Here is a 20002-nt window from a genome sequence, read left to right on the forward strand (position 1 = left end):
TTTATTCCCCTGCTCCTGCTTTTTCTTTATCAATAGCTTTTTCAACTGCCAATAACCAATCCTCTGGCTTCATGACTCCTAAAATTATTTTTTCTCTGTAGCGCTCTAGATCAGAGGCTAAAAATAATTTTTTCTCAACTAAAACAGGGGAAATCAACTCAATTAATTCTTCACTTGGTGATTTCATTTTTACCATTTCCTTTCATAATTATTTTTCACTACAGATGAAATATAAGAATTAAGACCCATGCCTTGTATTGCTAAATCTTTCATATGTTCTACCGTATACCTACCCGGTCTTGTATATGTATATAAATAATTTCTGCATCGACCATTCTTGAATACAACATGAATTGAATCCTCAAATATCTGATAAGAAACGACATTAGAATTACCAGAACGATTTTGATAAAGCTTCATCGTATTATCTCCCACTCAATCACAAACATTTCTTCTTCCTCCACTTGCTGCTGCAAACTTCGTTCCAGCTCTTCAATCAACTCATTACGCTGATTTTCAATGTCATCCTGCCCGTCAAACAATTCACGCCGCTGTTTGGTGCGTTTGCTTTCCAATTCCCGCTGTTTTTTCTGCCACGCGAGTTTTTCTTCCAATGTGGCGGCAGTAGTGGCGGTCCGGCGGATTTCTTTGATTTGCCGGTCGGTTTCTTTGATTTCTTGTTCCAATCCATGCTTAAGATCATCTGCCCAATCATCCAGTTTTTGCACTTCTTGTTCAAAGTAATCAAGGTTGCGTTGTTGTGCCTCATGAAGCAGGGCTTGGCGGCGTGCAGCAATGTCTTGGGATAAGGCCGTCTGAATCTGTAGCGGCTGGGTGATGAGTGTTTGGCTGGCGGGCAAGCCAATCAGTTTTTCGGGGTCGGCTTCTTGCAAGATTTCGCCGTTATCGGTGATAGCAGCAGTTAGCAAATACTGTTCTTGGTTGTTAAAAGCACGAATGGTAACGAGCTTGGCAATTAACTGCCCGCTTTGCCCGATATACGGCTCCAAGGTGCTGATTCTGCCGTGTTGTTTCTGATATTCGCCGTAATCAAATACCAATTTGGTAGGGGGGCAATGGCAGGACTTGGCTTGTTCAAGCAGGGCTTGCGCCAGCGGATGGTTGATGCGGTAGAGATGGGCAGTTCCGCTTTGACGGGGTAATTCGTAGTAACCTACCGGAATATGGCCCAGGCCGTCTGAAAGGTTTTCAGGTAGCCCGTTCAGGGTAAAGCCGTGTGCATCAAAGGTGGCGTGTTCGCCTAGTGCGCTTCGGGTAAAGTTGAGCAGCAATTTTTCGTATTTGCTGCGGGTGCGCTCGCTATCGTCAGCTCGGATTTTGAGTTTCGCTTGCACTTCTTCGTCGAAATTTTCCAGCAGGGTTTGGCGGGTTTGGGTCATGGCCGCGTTGATTTCACCAGAGAGTTCTTGTTGCAGTGCATCAAAACTGGTTTTAATCTCATCGGGCTGGCGGCAGTGGCGGTAGATATCGGCGATACGGCGTTCGATATCCACGCCTGAACCGATTGCACCGAGCACTTCGTCGCTGGCACCAAATACGCCTTCAAAAAGCTGGAACTTTTCTGACAGCAGTTCATAAACACGGGCATCGGCTTCGTTGCTTTTATCCAAAAAGTTCACCACAACCACATCGTGTTTTTGCCCATAACGGTGGCAACGCCCGATACGCTGTTCGATACGTTGCGGGTTCCACGGCAAATCATAGTTGATGACCAACGAGCAAAATTGCAGGTTGATGCCTTCAGCACCGGCTTCGGTGGCGATCATGATGGTGGCGTGTTCTTTGAAATGCTCGACAAGGGCGGCACGGGTATCGGCGGTTTTGGAGCCTGTGATTTTGTCGCTGCCTTCGTGTTTTTTGAGCCAGTTTTTGTAGATGGTTTGGGCTTGCGGGCCGCTGTTGGTGCCGTTAAAGAGTACGATACCGTCGCCGTTTTCGCCTGCATAGGCACTTTTGGATAAGCATTCAAGCAGGTATTCTTGGGTGCGTTTCGATTCAGTAAAGATAATGGCTTTTTGTGCCGCACCCAAGCGCTTAAGCTCGGCAAAGGCTTTTTCTAACGCACCAAACAATGCTTTGCCTTTGGCATCTTCGCGAATATTTTGTGCCAAGGTTTTAAAATGATTGAGTTCTTCGATTTCGTCGGCTATAGCTTGGTATTGGTCGCGAGTTAGGCTGGGTGTTTCACTATTTTCGTTTTCCCATTCTTCCGCGGTTTCGTCCAAGCTTTCATAATCTTCATCCAAAGTTTCAACGAGATCCGGCGCGGCTGCTTCATTCAATACGCCTTGCAAGCGTTTGCTCATGGTATCCAAGGCACCGGCGATGGCACGACTGCTCGAAGCCAATAATTTCCACAGCACCAGTGAAATCAATTGTCTTTGTCCTTGCGGCATGGCTTGCAGATTGGGACGGCGCAAGTAGTCTGCTACCAATGCAGAAAGTGCTTTCTCTTCGTCTGATGGTGTGAATTCCTGAACAATCGCAAGACGTGTAGTATAAGGTACATAAGCTTGTACTTGACGGCGTAGCGTGCGTTTGCAAACCGCTTGCAGGCGCTGGCGTAGGTTTTGTAGGCTTTGTTCCGAAGGTTTTGTACCGAACTGACTGCGGAAACTATCCAAATTGCCAAATACATGCCTATCAATGATGCTGACCAAGCCATACAGTTCCAAAAGCGAGTTTTGTAGGGGCGTGGCAGTCAAAAGCACTTTGGAATGTACGTGATCAAGCGCTTCTTGCAAGGTTTTGGCAATCACATTGCCTTTTTTATAGACATTGCGCAGGCGGTGTGCCTCGTCGAGCACCACCAAATCCCAATCAACAGCTTTTAAATCGTCAGCTTTAGACTTGGCGAATTGATAAGAACAAATAATCGGAGAGTCTTGACGAAAAGGATTTTTACCTTGTTTTTTGATGGTGTTATAACTTTTGGCCTCTAAAATCATGCCTTGCAAGCCGAATTTTTCTTGTAACTCTTGGTGCCATTGTTTGCGCAGATTGGCAGGCGTGATGATGAGAATGTTACGTTTACGTTCCGCCCAATGTTGTAAAACCACTAAGCCGGCTTCAATAGTTTTGCCCAATCCCACCTCATCCGCCAAAATCACGCCTTTGGACAATGGGTTTTGGCAGGCAAACAAGGCGGCATCGACTTGATGCGGGTTTAAGTCCACCTGAGAATCCACCAAAGTGGAGGCAAGGGATTCCATACTGCCATTTTGTGCTTGCCGGGTCAGTTGCCAAGCAAAATATTTTGACTGATGGGGGGTAAGTTTGCTTTGCTGCATAAGTTTTTCCAAAATTTTATTTTTAAAATTAGCCTTATAGTAAAATTCACTTCGTCTTATTATCAATATTTATATTTTATTGATGATAATTCCAAAAAACCAGCATTTCTGCTTTCAAAAATTCCATATCTCCCCAAGAGAATCCCGCCACTTCATCATACAAATCCAACCCAATCAGGCTATAAAACTGTTTCCCAAACTGCTTTTCGTTAACCGTTTCTATCCGCCCTGCTTCAAACAAGGCTTTCAAGGCGCTTTCGGGCACTTGCACGGTGTAAGGCTGAAGTTTGCGCAACAGGCCGCCGATTTGGTCGGCGTGGTGCAGGCTGTCGATTAGTGCTTCGGCCTCTGCGTCAAAGGGGATGATCAGCGGTTGCATGTGGGTTTCGATCATGCGGAATTTTTGGGCGATGGTTTGGAAAGGGAAATCCATTGTGTTGCCCGCTTTGCGGTGTTCGGCGAGGATTTGTTTGCTGTCCAACTCTTTGCCTTTTTCTTCATAAACGCGCCGGAAATAGCGGCGGATGGCTTGCGGCGACAGCAGGTCGTCGACATGGTGGCGCACGACTTCGCGCATGGCGGCGGAAAGAAGGCCGAGTTCGGGCGGGGCTTTCCATTGTTCTTCGGGTTTGAATACCCAGACGAAGCTGTTTTCAGACGGCCTTTTGCCTTCGCGGTTGCAGCGCCCTGCGGCTTGGGCGACGCTGTCCAATCCGGCTTCGGCACGCATCACTAAAGGGAAATCGACATCTACGCCCGCCTCGATAAGCGATGTGGCGATCACGCGGCAGGGTTTGCTGTTTTTCAGACGGCCTCGGATGGTTTCCAGCGCTTGGGAGCGGTGTTTGGCGCACATCAGGGTGGTGAGGTGGAACACGCCGTCGAGATGTTTGGTGCTGTCGTAAAGGCTGCGGGCGTGGCGGCGGTTGTTGACGATGATGAGGATTTGCCTGTGCTGTGCGAGCTTTTCGAGCAATTCGGCATCGGTTTGGGTGCCGATATGCTGCACGGTGGTGCGGCGCAATTTATCGAACAATTCGGGGGGATTGGGGGCAAGCTCGCGTGTGTTTTCCAAGCCGCGGTAAAAGCCGTGTTCGGCTTGAATGGCGGGCTGGGTGGCGGTGCACATCACTACCGAGCAATGGTAGTTTTGCGCCAGCTCTTTGATGGCCTGCATGATGGGCAGCAAGAGTTTGAGCGGCAGCATTTGTGCTTCGTCGAGGATAATCACGCTGCCGCTGATGTTGTGCAGCTTGCGGCAGCGGGAGGAGCGGTCGGCAAAGAGGGATTCGAAAAACTGCACGGCGGTGGTAACGACAACGGGCATATCCCAGTTTTCGGAGGCTTGCCGCAATTTGTCTTTGCTGTTTTCACCTTGCAGTTTGCTGTCGTCAAACGTGCTGTGGTGCTCCAGCACGGCGGCTTCGCCCAGATCGCCGAACGCTTTGCGGAATTCAGCGGCGTTTTGTTCGATGATGCCGGTGAAGGGAATCACATAAATTACGCGGCGCATGCCGTGGCGCTTGGCGTGTTCGAGGGCGAAGGCCATTGAAGTGAAGGTTTTGCCGCCGCCGGTGGGCACGGTAAGGGTAAACAGGCCTTTTGTTTGTGCGGCTTGGGCGACGGCATGGTCGAGAATTTCGCTGCGCAGGCGGTTTAAGGTGGCATTGCGCTGTGGTTCTTCGCTTTCTTGTGCGGCGTTGGCGATAGGCCGTCTGAAATTGCCGATAAACCGGTTGAATTGCTGTTGCAGTTGCGGCAAATCGGGATAATCGCCGCGCTGTATGGTTTTGCTCTCCAGCCCTACGTAAAAGGCTTCGGTGTCGAGATAATCGGCATCTACCAAGCAGGAATACAGCATGCGGGTGAAGAAGGCGTAAGAGAAAAAGGGATGGTGTTTGTCGGCCTGCAAGGGTGGAGCGGGCAGTTTTTCGGGCAACGCAATTTGCTGCCGCCACACTTCATCGAGATTCGGAATGTCTTTGCCGAACTGCAAGGCAAGCCGTTGCCGCAATGTACGGCGGTTGTCGCCCTCGCCGTCTCCATTGGCCAAGCCTGCGTGATGGCCGGCTATGCAAAATGCAATCAATTTGCCCTGCAATCCCCAACGCTCGAAGGCGATTTTTGCTCCGGCGGTGGCATGGTCAACCGACAAGTGGGCACCATGCAGGCGGCGGTCAAATTCGGGGCTGTATTTACCCAAGTCGTGCAGGCAGCCGGTATAACGTGCCATTTCCTGCGCGCCAAAAAAAGCGGCAAACCTTGCGGCCGTGTCGCCGACGTTGGCGAGGTGGCTAGGCAGGGTTTGCCAGTATTGTTCGGGCCGGTTCTGGGCGGAATGGGCGTAGTAAGTTCGGATAAGCCGAGTATCCACAGACATTCTCCAATGTATTTTTATTATTTCTTTATTAACTACAAAGTGAGAAATATATCATAACAGTTTAAAATTTTGCACTCCCTCTCGCCGCAAAAAGAGGCCGTCTGAAAACATCGCTCTAATCAAGTTAAAGCTGTTTTCAGACGGCCTCTGTTGTATGAAACCCGGCAAACTAATGTTGCTGTTGGTATTGCTTTTTGGCGGCTTTCTTTGCTGCGCGGTACCAGCGTTTTTGGGTGCGCAATGTCGGGCGGTCGGCGGCGTAGAGCCAGTGTTCGTATTGTTTGAGCAGGCGGATGAGTTCGGGATTTTCGATGCCGTTGCTGTTGAGCAGTTTTTGCAGTTCGCCTGCGCTCACGGCGGGGGCGGTTTCGTCTTCTTCGCCCAGCAAGGCGGTTTTGAGTTGCGTGAAGCCTTCGTTTAGGTAATCGCGTTCGCGGCTGCGGTTGCCGAACCACCATTTCAGCAGGGGCAGCAACGCCAAGGCCATGCCTGCGGGCAGCACCAGCAGCAGGGTTTTCCAGTTGAATCCGCCCAAGCCGAGCAGCTCGAAGAGGTTGTTTTGTTTGCTTTGGTCGTAGTTCACCACCCATTGCTGCCAGTAAAATTGGCCGGTATCGCGCCAGCGGGCGAAGAGGCTGTGGCCGTCTGAAACCATTTTGCGTTCGGCTTCGGGCAGGGCTTGGCTGATGCCGCTTTCGGCACGCACGGAGGAGACGGCGGCGGTGGGGTCGATGCGCAGCCATGCTTGTTCTTGCGGCAGCCATACTTCCGCCCATGCGTGTGCGTCTTTGGAACGGATTTGCCAGAATCCGGCTTGTTCGTTGTATTCGGCTCCTTGATAGCCGGTAACGACCCGTGCGGGCAATCCTGCGGCGCGCATCATTACGACGAAACTCTGTGCGTAGTGTTCGCAAAAGCCTTGCTGCGTGCGGAACATAAATTCGTCGATGCCGTTGCGCCCGGGCGTGCGAGGCGGTTGCAGGGTGTAGCTGAATTTTTTGCTGCGGTAGTGATGCAGCACTTTGTCGATAAACTGGCGTGCGCCGGCGGATTGTTTGGCTAGGGCATCGGCAAGCAGGCGGGTTTGCAGGTTGCCTTCGGGCAGGCGGGTGTAGAAAACCCGTTCGCCTTCGGTGAGCTTGTGGGGCAGGGTGTCGCTGAACGATGCCTGCAAGGTGATGCGGCGCAAACCTTCGCGGCTGCGGTGGGCGCGCACAATCTGTCCCATGCGTTTAGTGAGGCTGTCGGGCAATGAGCCGACGGGGTAGTCCAACGCGGGCAGCGCGCCGTTTTGGTCGCGGATAATCATTTGATATTCGACGGTGCGCGCGGGGTTGGCGGCGGTGCGGGCTTCGTCTATATAGGTGTTGTCGAGCGCGCGCCAGCGGGTGCCGTCAAAGTCGGCCATGATGATGGCGCGCCAATACATATCGCTGCGCTGCGGCTTGAGGCCGTCTGAAAAGGTAATGTTCGCCACCCATTCGTCGCTCTGCACCAGATTGCTGATGCTGCCCGGCTCCATCGAATCGGACAAACCGGTTTTGGCCTGCCCTTGTTGGGGCTGGGGAATGCGCCATAAAGGTTCGTTCAAACGCGGCACGGCCACAAACAGTACGGCGGTCAGCGGCAGGGTAAGCAGCAGGGCTTGGCCGGTGTGTTTGGCCGCCTCTTTAACACTCAACCCGCACAGCACGGCAAAGCATATTCCTGCCATCGGCAAAGCCAGCAGCAGCCATATACCGATAATCAGGCTTTGATCGAACAGCACCGACGAGCCGATTAAAAACAGCATGGCCAGCAGCAGCACCTGCCAATCGCGGCGGGTATTGCCTTCAAAAGCCTTGAGCATCACCATCAACAGCAGAAACGACACCCCGCCGTCGCGCCCGATTACCGTGCCGAGCTGCTGCCACACCAGTGCGCCGCCGATAATCATCAGAAAAACCAATGCCGGCAGCGGCAGCTTGGCCACGCCCAGCCGCAGCAAAACCAAGCGCAGCAGCCACATGCCGCCGAACACGGCCACCACCGCGGCCGGCAGCGAAGACACCAGCGGCAGCGCCGCCCACAGCAAAGTAAACAGCACGGCAGACGCAACGGCGCGCGGCGGCGGTTGTTGGAGAAATGCGGGATTGAGAATCAGCATGATGTGTTTGAACGTAATGTGAGGTTATTTATGGCGGATAGCCGGTGTTTGTTACGCACGGCATCCTGTATTTTCTGTATTTATTGTGTATGCAATCGCTTCAAAGAGGCCGTCTGAAAAACATACGCAGGTCTTTTCAGACGGCCTGCAAAATATATCCGGCTTATTTCCACACTTTCAGTTTAGGCTCGGGCGTAACCGTGTACCCTTCGCGGCGCAGCAATTCAATCAGCCCCTCCCGCGTCATCAAGTGTGCGATGCCCACGGCAATCAGGGTTTTCTGCCGACGGGTGGCCGCTTTGATTTCCGGCAGCCACGCGCGGTTGCGCACAACGATGCCGTCTTGTTCGATCCAACGGCGGATGGCGGCTTCTTCCTCGGGCTTCATGCGCCCTTGAGAGAAGGTTTTCGGCAGCCAGCCCTGCAATTCGCGAAAACGGCCTTCGGCATACAAACGGTGCATCTTGCGCGTGTCGGCTTCGCCCGCTTTTTGATGTTTCAACATGCTTTTTACCGCCGCCAACGCCAAATCGTCGGGCAATTTGCGGAAAAGACGGCTGCTTTCCTGCATGCTTTCCAAACTGCCGCGCGGTTTGCCGGCTTTTTGTGCGGCTTGGGAAAACAGAATATCCACGCCGTTTTGATAGCTGTATTCTTCCGGCTGTAAATTCAGCGTCAGCATTACCACCGCCCACGGCTGCATGTAATCCAGCAGCGGCTCCCACACCGCCGTGTGTTCCGATTTGCGGAAATATCGCGACAATGCGGCAAAATCTTTCTCGCCCAGAGCACTACGCAATGATTTCGGCGACATCATTTGCCCTGCCAGTTTTTCCGTTTCCGCCTTCATTCGGCTTTCATCCGGCAGCATGTCCACTTCGGTAAGCAACAAATCGGTTTTTCCCAGCAAGGCCTGCGCCTGACTGCTCAGTCGGCCGCCGTTGCGCCCGAGATGCATCGTGCCCAGCAGATAAGAATCCGGCTGCCCTGCCTTACTGATTTTCCAAACATTGCTGCTCAATTCCGGCTGCTGCCAGTCAAGCGGCATCGTTTTAGCGGCCCACGCCGAAGAAACGGCAACCAAAAGACTGAACAGGCATACCCATTTGGATAAAAAGCCTAGAAATTTTTTCAAACTTATTCTCCTTTGTGCAGAACGGATTTTCAGACGGCCTCTTTGAAAACATCACACAGGCCGTCTGAAAAACCTGATTACCACAATCCCAACGCCGTCAGGCAGATTTCGCGCTGCCCTTTCTGCGGAGCAATTACCCGCTGCGGCAACTCCAGCGAATACGTCTGTCCGCTGCGTTCGGCTTCTAAAACGCGGAAACACAGCAAGCCTGCCAAGCGGTCTTTGGAGGTGCCGGCGGGGTAGTCCAGATACGAAATCACGGTATTGCGGACGGCGGTTTGCGGCTCTTCAAAGCGTTTATCCAGCATTTCGCCTGTTTTCGCATAAGTTTTCCATGCCACATGCTGCAACGACGCGCCTTCTTGATGCGCCTGCAAATAAGACAAATCGTCGCCACCCTGAATAGGCGGGCGTTTGCGGTCGGTTTCGCTGTCGCGCTCACGGCCGTCGGGCAGATCGTGCGGAATCGGCGCGGGAAACACCACCGCATCACTCGGCCAATGCCACACGCACTGCACCATGCTCATGCCGAACGGCGCTACCGCAGCCGTGCGCAGCGGCGGTACGCGCAAATATCCCCGCATCAGCGCGGGAATCTGCCAGTGATACACGGAGAGGCCGTCTGAACCCATCTGCCACGGCTGCCAGAGTTTTGCCGCCGCTTGGTCGGGATTGAGGAAATCGTCCTCGCTGCACAGCCACAACCAACGGCGGCGCGAGTTTTGCCGAGCGGTTAATTCGAGCACCGCCGTATGTCCCGCAAACACCTCTTTCGGCATGTTGACATCTATCTGCACATCCAAAAGCTGGCGCAGATTCAGCAACACCGCCACCGCCAAAAAACCTGCCAGCCAGAAAGCAGCGGCATACGCCAGATTGACCTGATAATTCAGCCCCACCAGCCACAGCAGCAACACCGTTACCAACAGGCCAGCACCCAATCGGGTCGGGCGGCAATGCAGTGAAGCCAAATCGGGAGAACGCCCTGCCACGGCGGGCAGTTTGTGCTTACGCGACGGCCACATGATTGAGCAGATCCGCCAAAATCTGTGCGCTGGTCATGCCTTGCTGCACCGGCTGCAAACGGTGGTTGGCCACCGGCACCCACACCGCTTTGATGTCTTCCGGCAGCACATGCCCTCTGCCCTGCATAAACGCCCATGCTTTCGCCGCATTCACCACAGCCAAACCCGCGCGCGGGCTGAGTCCCAGCACAAACCGCCCCGGCTGGCGCGTAGCCTGCACCAAACGGTACACGTAATCAGCGGCCGCCTGTGCAAACTTCACCTGCGCCGCCTGCTGCTGCCATTGTTGCAGCGTCTGCGCATTGCACACCGCCTGCAAAGCGGGAAGCGCTTGACGGCGGTCGCCCTGAAAATAAAGCTGTTTTTCGGCATCGGCCACGGGATAACCCATGCTCAACCGCATCATAAAGCGGTCGAGTTGGGATTCGGGCAACGGAAACGTGCCGAGCTGCTCGACCGGATTTTGCGTTGCTACCACGATAAACGGCTCGGGCAGCGCATAGGTTTTGCCGTCCACCGACACCTGATGTTCTTCCATCGCCTCCAACAGCGCGGATTGCAGCTTGGGCGAAGCACGGTTGATTTCGTCGGCCAATAAAAAAGAATGGAACACGGGGCCGGGGTGAAACTCGAAGCGGCCTTCGTTCGGGCGGAACACATTCACGCCGAGCAAATCCGAAGGCAGCATATCGTTGGTAAACTGCACGCGGCGGTAGTCCAGCCCCAACACCGCCGCCAAGCCGTGCGCCAATGTGGTTTTACCCACGCCGGGCACATCCTCCAGCAGCACGTGCCCGCCTGCGAGTATGGCGGCCATCAATTGTTTTAAAACGGTTTCTTTCCCCAGAATCAGCGAGTTAAGCTGGTGTAATGCGTGTTGTACGGATGAATTCATGATTATATTTTCTATTAGGATTTCAGTGGTTTATCAGGCATAATCAGGCCGTCTGAAAAAGTTTTCAGACGGCCTTGCCCCTTTGGGTAGAATTTTAGCATAGGCCGTCCGAACTGCTTTGAAACACAGCCAAATAATCACTTTAGATAAAACAATTGTTGTGAAATGGTAAATAAACCAAGCACAAAAAAAGCATCCGACAAAAACACAAACGGCTATAAACCTGCCGCCCTTACATTTTCAGACGGCCTTTAATATTCTTTAATGTTAAAATATTTGTTTTACAGGCCGTCTGAAAACTTATTTAAAGAAACCCGACCGACCATGCAAACCCTTTCTCCCGAAATCCAATCCCGCGCCGCCCGAATCAAACTGTTGATTATGGACGTAGACGGCGTGCTCACCGACGGGCACATTTATATCCGCGACAACGGCGAAGAAATCAAACCTTTCCACACGCTCGACGGCCACGGCCTGAAAATGTTGCAGGCCAGCAGCGTTCAGACGGCCATCATCACCGGCCGCGACGCGCCTTCCGTCGGTATCCGCGTCAAGCAGCTCGGCATCAACCATTACTATAAAGGTATTCACGACAAGCGCGCCGCCTATGCCGATTTGCGCGCCAAAGCCGGCGTGGAGGAGCATGAATGCGCTTTTATCGGCGACGACGTGGTCGACCTGCCCGTGATGGTACGCTGCGGCCTGCCCGTGGCGGTGCCCGAAGCGCATTGGTTCGCCTTGCAGCACGCCGCCTACGTTACCCGCAAAAGCGCCGGAAAAGGGGCGGTGCGCGAGTTGTGCGATTTAATCATGCAGGCGCAAGGCACGCTTGAATCTGCTTTACAAGAGTACGTCAAATGACTAAAAAATGGCGTTACGGCTGGCTGTTTCCGATTGTATTGGCGGTGTGCCTCGGCGGTTTGTCGGCATGGCTCGGGCGCATCAGCCAGATTGATGTCGAAGAAGCCGCGCTCAACCCGAACGAACCGCAATATTCCATGCAGGGTATCGACGGCAGACGCTTTGATGCGAAAGGCCGTTTGAAAGAAAATCTGAGCGCGGAATCGGCATGGCAATTGCCCAAAAGCAACGACGTAACCTTCAGCAAACCGCAGTTGTCGCTTTACGACGGCGGCAGGCTGCTTTATAACGTGAAAAGCGAAACCGCCCGCTACAACACCGACAGCCGCCAAGTAATGTTCGAGCAAGATGTTGTCTTAACCAAATCCGCCGAAGCCGAACGCCCCGCCGGCGTGCTGAAAACCGGCAACCTGACCGTCGACACCGAAACCGAAACCGCCCGAACCGATGCACCCGTGCATTACCAATACGGCGATTCGCACGGCACGGCAAACGGTTTGGTTTACGACCACAAAAAAGGATTCCTGAATCTGCCTTCACGAGTGAAAGCGACTATTTATGACCCGAAACATCATTAACACCGCCGCCCTTGCCGCTTTGATTGCCGCCGCCCCCGCCTATGCGCTGGAGAGCGACCGCAAGCAGCCCATTCAGATCGAAGCCGACCAAGGTTCGCTTGACCAAGCCAATCAAGTAACCACCTTCAGCGGCAACGTCATCATCAAACAAGGCTCGCTAAACATCCGTGCCGCAAGCGTGCGCGTATCGCGTAACGACAAAGGCGAACAGTTTATGTCTGCAAGCGGCAGCCCCGTGCGCTTCGGCCAAACACTTGACGACGGCAAAGGCACGGTAAACGGGCAGGCCAACCAAGTGGAATTTTCATCCGCCACCGGCATCGTGAAACTGACCGGCAATGCCAAAGTACAACGCGGCGGCGACTTGGCCGAAGGTGCCAGCATCGTCTACAACACCCGCACCGAGGTTTATACCGTCAGCGGCAGCCAAGGCAGCAAGGGCAAGGCCGGCAAGCGCGTAACCGTTGTCATCCAACCCGGCAGCACCGGTAAAAACAAATAACCCCGAGAGGCCGTCTGAAAACATTCTTCAGGCCGTTGGACGGTTCGGATAACAGCCCGCCGCCGATATTTTTTCAGACGGCCTTTGCTTTACGTCAAATATTTATACATCATAATATAAACAATGAGTTGTATCATATTTACCATATAAACACCGTTCAGGCCGTCTGAAAACACCTGCCTGCTTCCGAAACCGCAAACAACCGTTTCAGACGACCTGCAAAAAGATTACAATAGTAACCATAACCCAAAGGCTATACCATGAATCACCACAGCCGCTTAAACGTGCAAAACCTACAAAAGAGTTTCAAAAAGCGCAAAGTCGTCAAAAACTTTTCGCTTGACATCGAAAGCGGCGAAGTGGTCGGACTGCTCGGGCCCAACGGGGCAGGCAAAACCACCAGTTTTTATATGATCGTCGGCTTGATTTCCGCCGATGCAGGCAGCGTCATGCTTGACGACAAAGAAATCCGCCATCTGCCGATTCACGAACGTGCCCGCTTGGGATTGGGCTATCTGCCGCAGGAAGCATCGATTTTCCGCAAAATGACAGTGGAGCAAAACATCCGCGCCATTCTGGAAATCAGCCTGAAAGACAAAAACAAAATCGACAGCGAGCTGGAACGGCTGCTTGCCGACCTGAACATCGAACGCCTGCGCAACAACCCCGCACCGTCGCTTTCGGGAGGCGAACGCCGCCGCGTAGAAATCGCCCGCGTACTTGCCATGCAGCCGCGTTTTATCCTGCTCGACGAACCGTTTGCCGGAGTCGATCCGATTGCCGTTATCGACATCCAGAAAATCATCGAATTTCTGAAATCACGCGGCATTGGTGTACTGATTACCGACCACAACGTGCGCGAAACCTTGCGCATCTGCGACCGCGCCTACATCATCAGCGAAGGAGCTGTACTTGCCTCGGGGCACCCCGAAGAGCTGGTCAACAACGAACAGGTGCGGGCGGTATACTTGGGTGAAAACTTTAATTATTAACGGGGCGACCGACGCGCCTCACCGACACATTACGCATTACTCTCTATAAAACAATAATATGAGCCAAACCTTTGGACTAAAACTCAAACAAACCCAGCAGCTGAACCAAAGCCTTCAGCAGTCGCTGCGCGTTCTGCAAATGTCCGGACTGGAACTTGAGCGCGAAGTAGACGACTGGCTGCAAGACAATCCCCTGCTGGAGCGCCCAGAACCCGCCGATGACGCGGGCGATACCGATTTTTCCCAAATTTCCGCCTCTCTGCCGAGAGCCAACCAAATCGGCGGAGACGATGCCGAAGACGTATGGGCCACCATTGCCGGCGAAGACGACTTCAATGCCTTTCTGCACAAACAAGTTTGCGAACACCCCCTAAGCGAAGAAGAAGCCGCACGGGTACATATCCTCATTGATTTTCTCGACGACCAAGGCTATTTCACCGACAGCTTGGCCGAAGTAATCGACCACACCCCGCTGGAATGGATGCTCAGCGAAAACGATTTGCAGGAAGCGCTCGATCTACTGCAAACCTTCGATCCCGCGGGCGTAGGGGCTGCGAATTTAACCGAGTCGCTGATGCTCCAACTCTTACGCTTGCCCGCCTCTCCCGAACGCCAACTGGCCGCCAAAATCGTTCAACAGTCGCTAGACAACCTGAGCAGAAGCCGCCAGCAGAATCTGGCCAAAGCACGCAAAATGTTCCCCGATGCCGATATCGATACCATTCAGACGGCCTTAGACCTGATATCGAAACTCAACCCCTACCCGGCCTATGGATTTGCTTCTGCCGAACCGACAGCCTATGTGCAGCCCGACGTATGGGTGAAAGAAACCAAAACCGGTTGGACGGTTATCAGCAACGACAACGCATGGCCGAAAGTACAGCTCAACCGCGAATATTGCGACCTGTTGAAAGAAGCTGGCGAAGTCAGCCCGGAGTGGAAAGAAAAATTAAGCGAAGCACGGCAAAAAATCGACAGCTTGGAACTGCGTAAAAGCACGGTAATCCGGTTGGCAGAGTACATTGTTGAAAAGCAGGAAGATTTTTTCGTATTCGGCGAAATCGGCCTGACACCCATGCTACTGAAAGATGCCGCCGCCGAACTCGGCGTGGCTGAAAGCACCGTATCCCGTGCCGTCAACCACAAATATTTGTCTTGCCCGCGCGGAGTGTTTGCGTTACGCTATTTCTTCACACAGGCCGTTTGCGCCGAAGACGGCGAGGGAGTCAGCCAAAATGCAGTCAAAGCCGTAATCACTCAGTTGGTCGAGTCGGAAGACAAATTCAAACCGCATTCCGATGAAACACTGAGCAAACTTTTGAAACAGCAAGGCATTGATATCGCCCGCCGCACCGTAGCCAAATATCGAGAATCATTGAACATTCCGTCTGCGGCACAACGCAGATTATGATTAACCCATTTTTCAGACTGCCTGAATCAGGCGGTTTAACTTAACCGAAGGAGTAAAGCCATGAATCTGAAAATCACCGGCCTGAATTTCGACGTAACCGAAGCCATCAAAAATCATGTTAATAGCAAGTTGGAACGCATCAACCGCCATGCTGCCAATTTGATTTCTGTAGCCATCACCCTTTCGGTAGAAAAGCTGAACAATAAGGCTGAAGCTGATGTGCACTTGGCCGGTAAAGACTTGCATGTGGAAACTGTTGAATCTGATATGTATGCCGCGATTGATGTGCTCATGGACAAAGTTGACCGCGCCATCTTGAAACATAAAGAAAAAAGCAATGATGTGCGCGCCACTCCCAAACCGGAACCCGATGCCGAATAAGCTGTTTTGATGAAGATTCAACACCCCGTTTTACGGGGTGTTTTTGTTTCTCCGTCCGATTCTTGAAATAGCGTCATCCGGCTAAAAACAACAGGCCGTCTGAAAAACCGGCTTTCAGACAGCCTTTGCACGGTTGCGGCTTTATTCGTTTGATAAATCTGTTCATAATATCGCTTATTCCATTTCAGGCCGTCTGAAAAACAATTTTCCAAAAACAATTCACGATAATAAACGAGCGGGCAGATGAAACGTACTCTTTCCTCTTTCAACCGTCTGATAGGACGGAAAATTTTCCATAAAATCAAACAGACCCAACGCCTTTCACGGAAAACGGCCGCATTCGGCTTTCTGCTGGCAGGTGCGGCGCTGGTGGCATTGGTGTCGCTGGCATTTGCAAAAATGGCAGACTGGGCACTGGAAGAAAATGCCCGGCTGGTGCAGCAATACCCGTGGTTCGCATGGGTGGCGCTGCCGCTCGGTTTGCCGCTGATTGTATGGCTCACTCGAAGGTTGGCCCCTTACACGGCGGGCAGCGGCATCCCGCAGGTGCTGGCTTCCCTATCACTGCCTTTCGGGGCTCAGAAAACACGGCTTCTGCAATTACGGCAAACCATGTTGAAAATCCCGTTAACCTTTTTGGGTATGCTGGCGGGGGCCTCTATCGGGCGGGAGGGGCCGTCGGTACAAGTAGGGGCCGCAGTAATGGCAGCGTGGGGGGCATGGTGTAAAAAACACAATCTCGCCTTTAAAGGCATGCAGGAAAACGATTTGATTGCAGCAGGCGCGGCAGGCGGCTTGGCCGCGGCATTCAATGCGCCGCTGGCCGGCGTGGTGTTTGCGATTGAGGAATTGGGACGCGGCATTCTGCTGCGTTGGGAACGCCAGATTTTCATCGGTGTGTTGGCTGCGGGTTTTATCCAAGTGGCCATACAGGGCAACAACCCTTATTTTTCGGGGTTTAACGGAAGCGAATTGTCCGACATGCTGATATGGGTGCTATTGAGCGGTTTGGTGTGCGGCGTGGCCGGCGGCTTGTTTGCCCGCTGCCTCTATAAAGGTACGGCGGCATTTGCTCCCGAAAAATACCGCAACTGGATACGCAATCATCCCGTTTTACTCGCCGGCACCATCGGCCTGCTGCTGGCTTTAATCGGTACGCTTTATCAAGGGCAAACTTTCGGTACGGGCTATCACGAAGCGTCTGCGGCACTGCGTGGAACATATGATGCGCCGTTCGGCGTGGCTGCGGCCAAATGGGTGGCGACCGTGCTGTCGTATTGGGCCGGCATTCCGGGCGGTATTTTTACGCCCTCTCTCACCATAGGTGCGATGATCGGCCAGCATATCGCGCAAATTGCCGATATCCCAACAGGCGTAAACGTGCTGGTGCTGATCTGTATGACTGCATTTCTGGCCGCCGCCACCCAGTCGCCCTTAACTTCCAGTGTCGTGGTAATGGAGATGACGGGCGGACAGAATTTGTTGTTTTGGTTGCTGATTGGTGCTATTTTCGCTTCTCAGGTATCGCGCCAATTTTCACCGAAGCCGTTCTACCACGCGGCAGGAACACGCTATCGGCAACGGGTTCAAGAAGAAGCAGCCACACAGCAGGCAGATGCTGTTGATAAGGAGAAATAGATGGCAATCAATTTACGAGAAAAAGATGCGGCGGAATTATTGCCGATAGACGGTGTGCAAGTATTTGTCGGACAAGCGGGCATCAAAAAAGCCAGCCACAACGACATCACACTGATGGTTTTCAACCCCGACAACACCGTCGGTGCCGTATTCACACAAAACCGATTCTGCGCCGCACCCGTGCATGTAGCCAAGCAGCACCTTTTCGATGAAGACGGCGTACGTGCGATGATCATCAACACCGGTAACGCCAACGCCGGCACCGGAATAAAAGGGCGGGAAGACGCTCAAGCAGTATGCGAAGCCGTAGCCAAACAAATCCGCTGCAAAACTTCACAAGTATTGCCGTTCTCCACCGGTGTTATTCTCGAACCGCTGCCCGCCCAAAAAATCGTCGATGCCCTACCCCGCGTCAAGCCTGCGTTTTGGAACGATGCCGCACGCGCCATTATGACCACCGATACCGTGCCCAAAGCAGCCAGCCGTGAAGGTAAAGTGGGCAATAACCACACCGTACGCGCCACCGGCATTGCCAAAGGCGCAGGCATGATCTGCCCCAACATGGCAACCATGCTCGGCTTTATCGTGTGCGATGCCAATATAGCTCAACCGGTTTTGCAGATGCTCACACAAGAAATCGCCGACCAATCGTTTAATTCCATTACGATAGACGGCGATACCAGCACCAATGACAGCTTTGTCATCGTCGCTACCGGCAAGTGCGGTCAAAACGAAATCGACAATATCGCCGATCCGCGCTACGACCAACTCAAAACCCTGCTTGGCAGCCTCGCACTGGAACTTGCGCAAGCCATTGTGCGCGATGGCGAAGGAGCTACCAAATTCATTACCGTTCAAGTCGAAAATGCAGGCAATCGTGCTGAAGCGCGGCAAGTGGCCTATGCCATCGCCCACTCGCCTTTAATTAAGACGGCCTTCTTTGCTTCCGACCCCAATCTCGGCCGCTTATTGGCTGCTATCGGCTACTCAGGCCTCCCCGACTTCGACACCGACAAAGTACGCATGTGGCTGGGTGAAGTGCTGGTAGCGGAAAACGGCGGACGGGTGGACAGCTACACCGAAGAAGCCGGCCAAATGGTAATGAATCAACCCGAAATCACTGTGCGTGTTGATTTGCAACGCGGTCGTGAACGTGCCGTTATCTATACATGCGATTTATCACATGATTATGTATCGATTAATGCTGATTACCGCAGTTGATTACACCTTCTAAAAAGGCCGTCTGAAAAAGTTTTCAGACGGCCTGAGTATTAAAATCGAGGTACTTATACTTTCATACCCAAACAGGTGTTATAGCAAATAAACTTATTTTTGATACAAGACGGCAAGCTGCAAACAGTACGAGGAGTACGGAACCGATTCTGTCGCCCAGCGGCTTACACAATTGTTCTCTTTGAGCTAAGGTACAGCAACGCCATAACAAGTTAAGTTTATTTGCTATATTTTTTTAAAGAATGATTTTATAAATTATCAGACATTATGGTGCTTCTTTGGTACTTTACGGCATTTTGGCAACTTCCTCCCCCAGAGAACCTCTATACAAAAGAGAAAATGTACATGCCGCTGCAATTTCCGACACCATTCCCTATAAATCTGCTAATAAAAAGCCTGCTAATAAAACAGCCGAAACGCTTTTTAGCATTTCGGCTGTTTTATTGGCAGGCTTGTAAAAATTCAATCCGCTTAATGTTCGCGCAAAATCTTACGAATCGCAGCTAACTGGCGGCGGCTGACTGCAAGCGGTTTATCCACATCCAGCACCCGCGCCCCCCAAGTTGCATTACTTTCGTCTTCATCTCCGCCATCCAAGCGGATCAGACAGTCCAAAGTATGGCGGAACACCAAAGCATTACGATGGATGCGGATAATTTTATCTCCCAGCAGCTCTTCCCAATAAACCAAAGTTTTGGGTAATTCATAACTTTGGCCGTCTCCGGTGAATAAGAATACCGTTTTATGTTCGGCCAAAAGATAACGAACCTGCTGCCACGGAATCTCTACCATACGGTTACGGTTAAACACCTTAAAGTGTGTAAAATCATCTGCCTTTTCTTTATGCTTTTCATTCAACCGCTCCAAAGCAGTTTGCAGCCGCGACACTTTAATAGGCTTCAATAAATAATCGGCCGCAGCCAATTCAAACGCACGTAAAGCATGCTCTTCATAAGCAGTCGTAAAAATGACATCCGGCTGTTTCTTAGCAATGCGCTTAATTCGCTCAACCAAATCCAATCCGGTAATTTCCGGCAGACCGATATCAGCAAATACAATATCCACTTCATGCACACTCAGCCAATCCAAAGCCGGCTGCGCATGATGGAATATTTTTAACAATACGACGTTGCACTCTTCCAGCAGAACCCGCAAACGCTCTGCTGCCAACACTTCGTCTTCAACAATAATGGCACTCAGCATATCTTGTCAGTCTGTTGGTTGTTATTAACCGTATCGTATCCCGAACAATTACTTATATCAATATTAAGCAATGAAAAAGTGAGGGAACACAAAACGAATGCTAATGGATTATTATCATAATTTGCTATATTTTTAGTTTTTAATTTCTCAAAATATGTATTTTTAAAATTAAAAGCCAAATATATCAAAAATTAATCTTAAAAAAATTAAGGAAATAACAATATAAAAAATATGACATATGTAATTTTGTTTATAATTTTGTAAGATTAATGCAACGTATGTTTAGTTTTGAAAAAATAAAAGCACCCATC

16 protein-coding genes are annotated in these 20002 nt (G+C 51.9%); 8 read left to right on the top strand and 8 right to left on the bottom strand.

Translation table 11 applies throughout. The annotated features are described in order from the left end of the window. Position 1 precedes the first annotated feature (1 nt). From Q0X97_RS10500 to Q0X97_RS10530, 7 genes are all read right to left on the bottom strand, one after another. The gene (locus tag Q0X97_RS10500; RefSeq protein ID WP_302067429.1) at positions 2–187 is read right to left on the bottom strand and encodes a hypothetical protein; all 186 of its coding nucleotides are present in this window, start codon (positions 185–187) and stop codon (positions 2–4) included. Between the two features lie 229 nt (positions 188–416). Further along, the gene (locus tag Q0X97_RS10505) at positions 417–3311 is read right to left on the bottom strand and encodes an SNF2-related protein (protein ID WP_302067428.1); all 2895 of its coding nucleotides are present in this window, start codon (positions 3309–3311) and stop codon (positions 417–419) included. Between the two features lie 76 nt (positions 3312–3387). Further along, positions 3388–5691: a CRISPR-associated helicase Cas3' gene (gene cas3, locus Q0X97_RS10510; protein ID WP_302067427.1), complete on the bottom strand. Its 2304-nt coding sequence runs from the start codon at positions 5689–5691 to the stop codon at positions 3388–3390. A 169-nt stretch (positions 5692–5860) separates the two neighbouring features. Then, on the bottom strand, positions 5861–7837 hold the full coding sequence (locus Q0X97_RS10515) for a DUF3488 and transglutaminase-like domain-containing protein (RefSeq protein ID WP_302067426.1): 1977 nt from the start codon (positions 7835–7837) through the stop codon (positions 5861–5863). Between the two features lie 163 nt (positions 7838–8000). Beyond that, on the bottom strand, positions 8001–8972 hold the full coding sequence (locus Q0X97_RS10520; RefSeq protein ID WP_302067425.1) for a TraB/GumN family protein: 972 nt from the start codon (positions 8970–8972) through the stop codon (positions 8001–8003). 77 nt (positions 8973–9049) lie between these two features. Continuing rightward, the gene (locus Q0X97_RS10525; protein ID WP_302067424.1) at positions 9050–9997 is read right to left on the bottom strand and encodes a DUF58 domain-containing protein; all 948 of its coding nucleotides are present in this window, start codon (positions 9995–9997) and stop codon (positions 9050–9052) included. Continuing rightward, positions 9981–10892: a MoxR family ATPase gene (locus Q0X97_RS10530; protein ID WP_302067423.1), complete on the bottom strand. Its 912-nt coding sequence runs from the start codon at positions 10890–10892 to the stop codon at positions 9981–9983. The genes Q0X97_RS10525 and Q0X97_RS10530 overlap by 17 nt, the downstream gene beginning before the upstream one ends. Before the next feature lie 324 nt (positions 10893–11216). On the opposite strand from Q0X97_RS10530, the gene Q0X97_RS10535 reads away from it, so the two are divergent. From Q0X97_RS10535 to argJ, 8 genes are all read left to right on the top strand, one after another. Continuing rightward, complete coding sequence (locus Q0X97_RS10535) at positions 11217–11753, top strand: HAD family hydrolase (RefSeq protein ID WP_302067443.1); 537 nt, start codon at positions 11217–11219, stop codon at positions 11751–11753. Next, positions 11750–12331, top strand: coding sequence for an LPS export ABC transporter periplasmic protein LptC (lptC, locus tag Q0X97_RS10540; RefSeq protein ID WP_302067422.1), 582 nt, complete (start codon positions 11750–11752; stop codon positions 12329–12331). The genes Q0X97_RS10535 and lptC overlap by 4 nt, the downstream gene beginning before the upstream one ends. Continuing rightward, positions 12312–12833: a lipopolysaccharide transport periplasmic protein LptA gene (gene lptA, locus Q0X97_RS10545; protein WP_302067421.1), complete on the top strand. Its 522-nt coding sequence runs from the start codon at positions 12312–12314 to the stop codon at positions 12831–12833. The genes lptC and lptA overlap by 20 nt, the downstream gene beginning before the upstream one ends. 260 nt (positions 12834–13093) lie before the next feature. Beyond that, positions 13094–13825, top strand: coding sequence for an LPS export ABC transporter ATP-binding protein (gene lptB, locus Q0X97_RS10550; RefSeq protein WP_302067420.1), 732 nt, complete (start codon positions 13094–13096; stop codon positions 13823–13825). Positions 13826–13883: 58 nt separating this feature from the next. After that, positions 13884–15236 carry an RNA polymerase factor sigma-54 gene (gene rpoN / locus Q0X97_RS10555; protein WP_302067419.1) on the top strand — a complete coding sequence of 451 codons (1353 nt, stop codon included), beginning with the start codon at positions 13884–13886 and terminating at the stop codon, positions 15234–15236. Positions 15237–15296: 60 nt separating this feature from the next. Then, positions 15297–15617, top strand: a complete 321-nt coding sequence (gene raiA / locus Q0X97_RS10560) for a ribosome-associated translation inhibitor RaiA (RefSeq protein ID WP_302067418.1) — start codon at positions 15297–15299, stop codon at positions 15615–15617. Between the two features lie 243 nt (positions 15618–15860). Beyond that, on the top strand, positions 15861–17255 hold the full coding sequence (locus Q0X97_RS10565) for a chloride channel protein (protein ID WP_302067417.1): 1395 nt from the start codon (positions 15861–15863) through the stop codon (positions 17253–17255). Beyond that, positions 17256–18476 (top strand): bifunctional glutamate N-acetyltransferase/amino-acid acetyltransferase ArgJ, encoded by a 1221-nt coding sequence (gene argJ, locus Q0X97_RS10570; RefSeq protein ID WP_302067734.1) that lies wholly within the window; start codon positions 17256–17258, stop codon positions 18474–18476. A 483-nt stretch (positions 18477–18959) separates the two neighbouring features. Here argJ and Q0X97_RS10575 read toward each other — a convergent pair whose 3' ends face one another. Then, entirely contained in the window at positions 18960–19691 is a 732-nt protein-coding gene (locus Q0X97_RS10575; protein ID WP_085391334.1) for a LytTR family DNA-binding domain-containing protein, read from the bottom strand. Positions 19692–20002: the final 311 nt, after the last annotated feature.

The sequence above is a fragment of the Neisseria sp. MVDL19-042950 genome (assembly GCF_030504625.1).
In the GTDB taxonomy this organism is placed as follows: Bacteria; Pseudomonadota; Gammaproteobacteria; order Burkholderiales; family Neisseriaceae; genus Neisseria.

Excerpts from the sequence above, each read along its gene's own strand:
- Q0X97_RS10500 (WP_302067429.1), bottom strand. The coding sequence starts at position 187 with ATGAAATCACCAAGTGAAGAATTAATTGAGTTGATTTCCCCTGTTTTA.
- Q0X97_RS10505 (WP_302067428.1), bottom strand. The coding sequence starts at position 3,311 with ATGCAGCAAAGCAAACTTACCCCCCATCAGTCAAAATATTTTGCTTGG.
- cas3 (WP_302067427.1), bottom strand. The coding sequence starts at position 5,691 with ATGTCTGTGGATACTCGGCTTATCCGAACTTACTACGCCCATTCCGCC.
- Q0X97_RS10515 (WP_302067426.1), bottom strand. The coding sequence starts at position 7,837 with ATGCTGATTCTCAATCCCGCATTTCTCCAACAACCGCCGCCGCGCGCC.
- Q0X97_RS10525 (WP_302067424.1), bottom strand. The coding sequence starts at position 9,997 with ATGTGGCCGTCGCGTAAGCACAAACTGCCCGCCGTGGCAGGGCGTTCT.
- Q0X97_RS10530 (WP_302067423.1), bottom strand. The coding sequence starts at position 10,892 with ATGAATTCATCCGTACAACACGCATTACACCAGCTTAACTCGCTGATT.
- Q0X97_RS10535 (WP_302067443.1), top strand. The coding sequence starts at position 11,217 with ATGCAAACCCTTTCTCCCGAAATCCAATCCCGCGCCGCCCGAATCAAA.
- lptC (WP_302067422.1), top strand. The coding sequence starts at position 11,750 with ATGACTAAAAAATGGCGTTACGGCTGGCTGTTTCCGATTGTATTGGCG.
- lptA (WP_302067421.1), top strand. The coding sequence starts at position 12,312 with ATGACCCGAAACATCATTAACACCGCCGCCCTTGCCGCTTTGATTGCC.
- lptB (WP_302067420.1), top strand. The coding sequence starts at position 13,094 with ATGAATCACCACAGCCGCTTAAACGTGCAAAACCTACAAAAGAGTTTC.
- rpoN (WP_302067419.1), top strand. The coding sequence starts at position 13,884 with ATGAGCCAAACCTTTGGACTAAAACTCAAACAAACCCAGCAGCTGAAC.
- raiA (WP_302067418.1), top strand. The coding sequence starts at position 15,297 with ATGAATCTGAAAATCACCGGCCTGAATTTCGACGTAACCGAAGCCATC.
- Q0X97_RS10565 (WP_302067417.1), top strand. The coding sequence starts at position 15,861 with ATGAAACGTACTCTTTCCTCTTTCAACCGTCTGATAGGACGGAAAATT.
- argJ (WP_302067734.1), top strand. The coding sequence starts at position 17,256 with ATGGCAATCAATTTACGAGAAAAAGATGCGGCGGAATTATTGCCGATA.
- Q0X97_RS10575 (WP_085391334.1), bottom strand. The coding sequence starts at position 19,691 with ATGCTGAGTGCCATTATTGTTGAAGACGAAGTGTTGGCAGCAGAGCGT.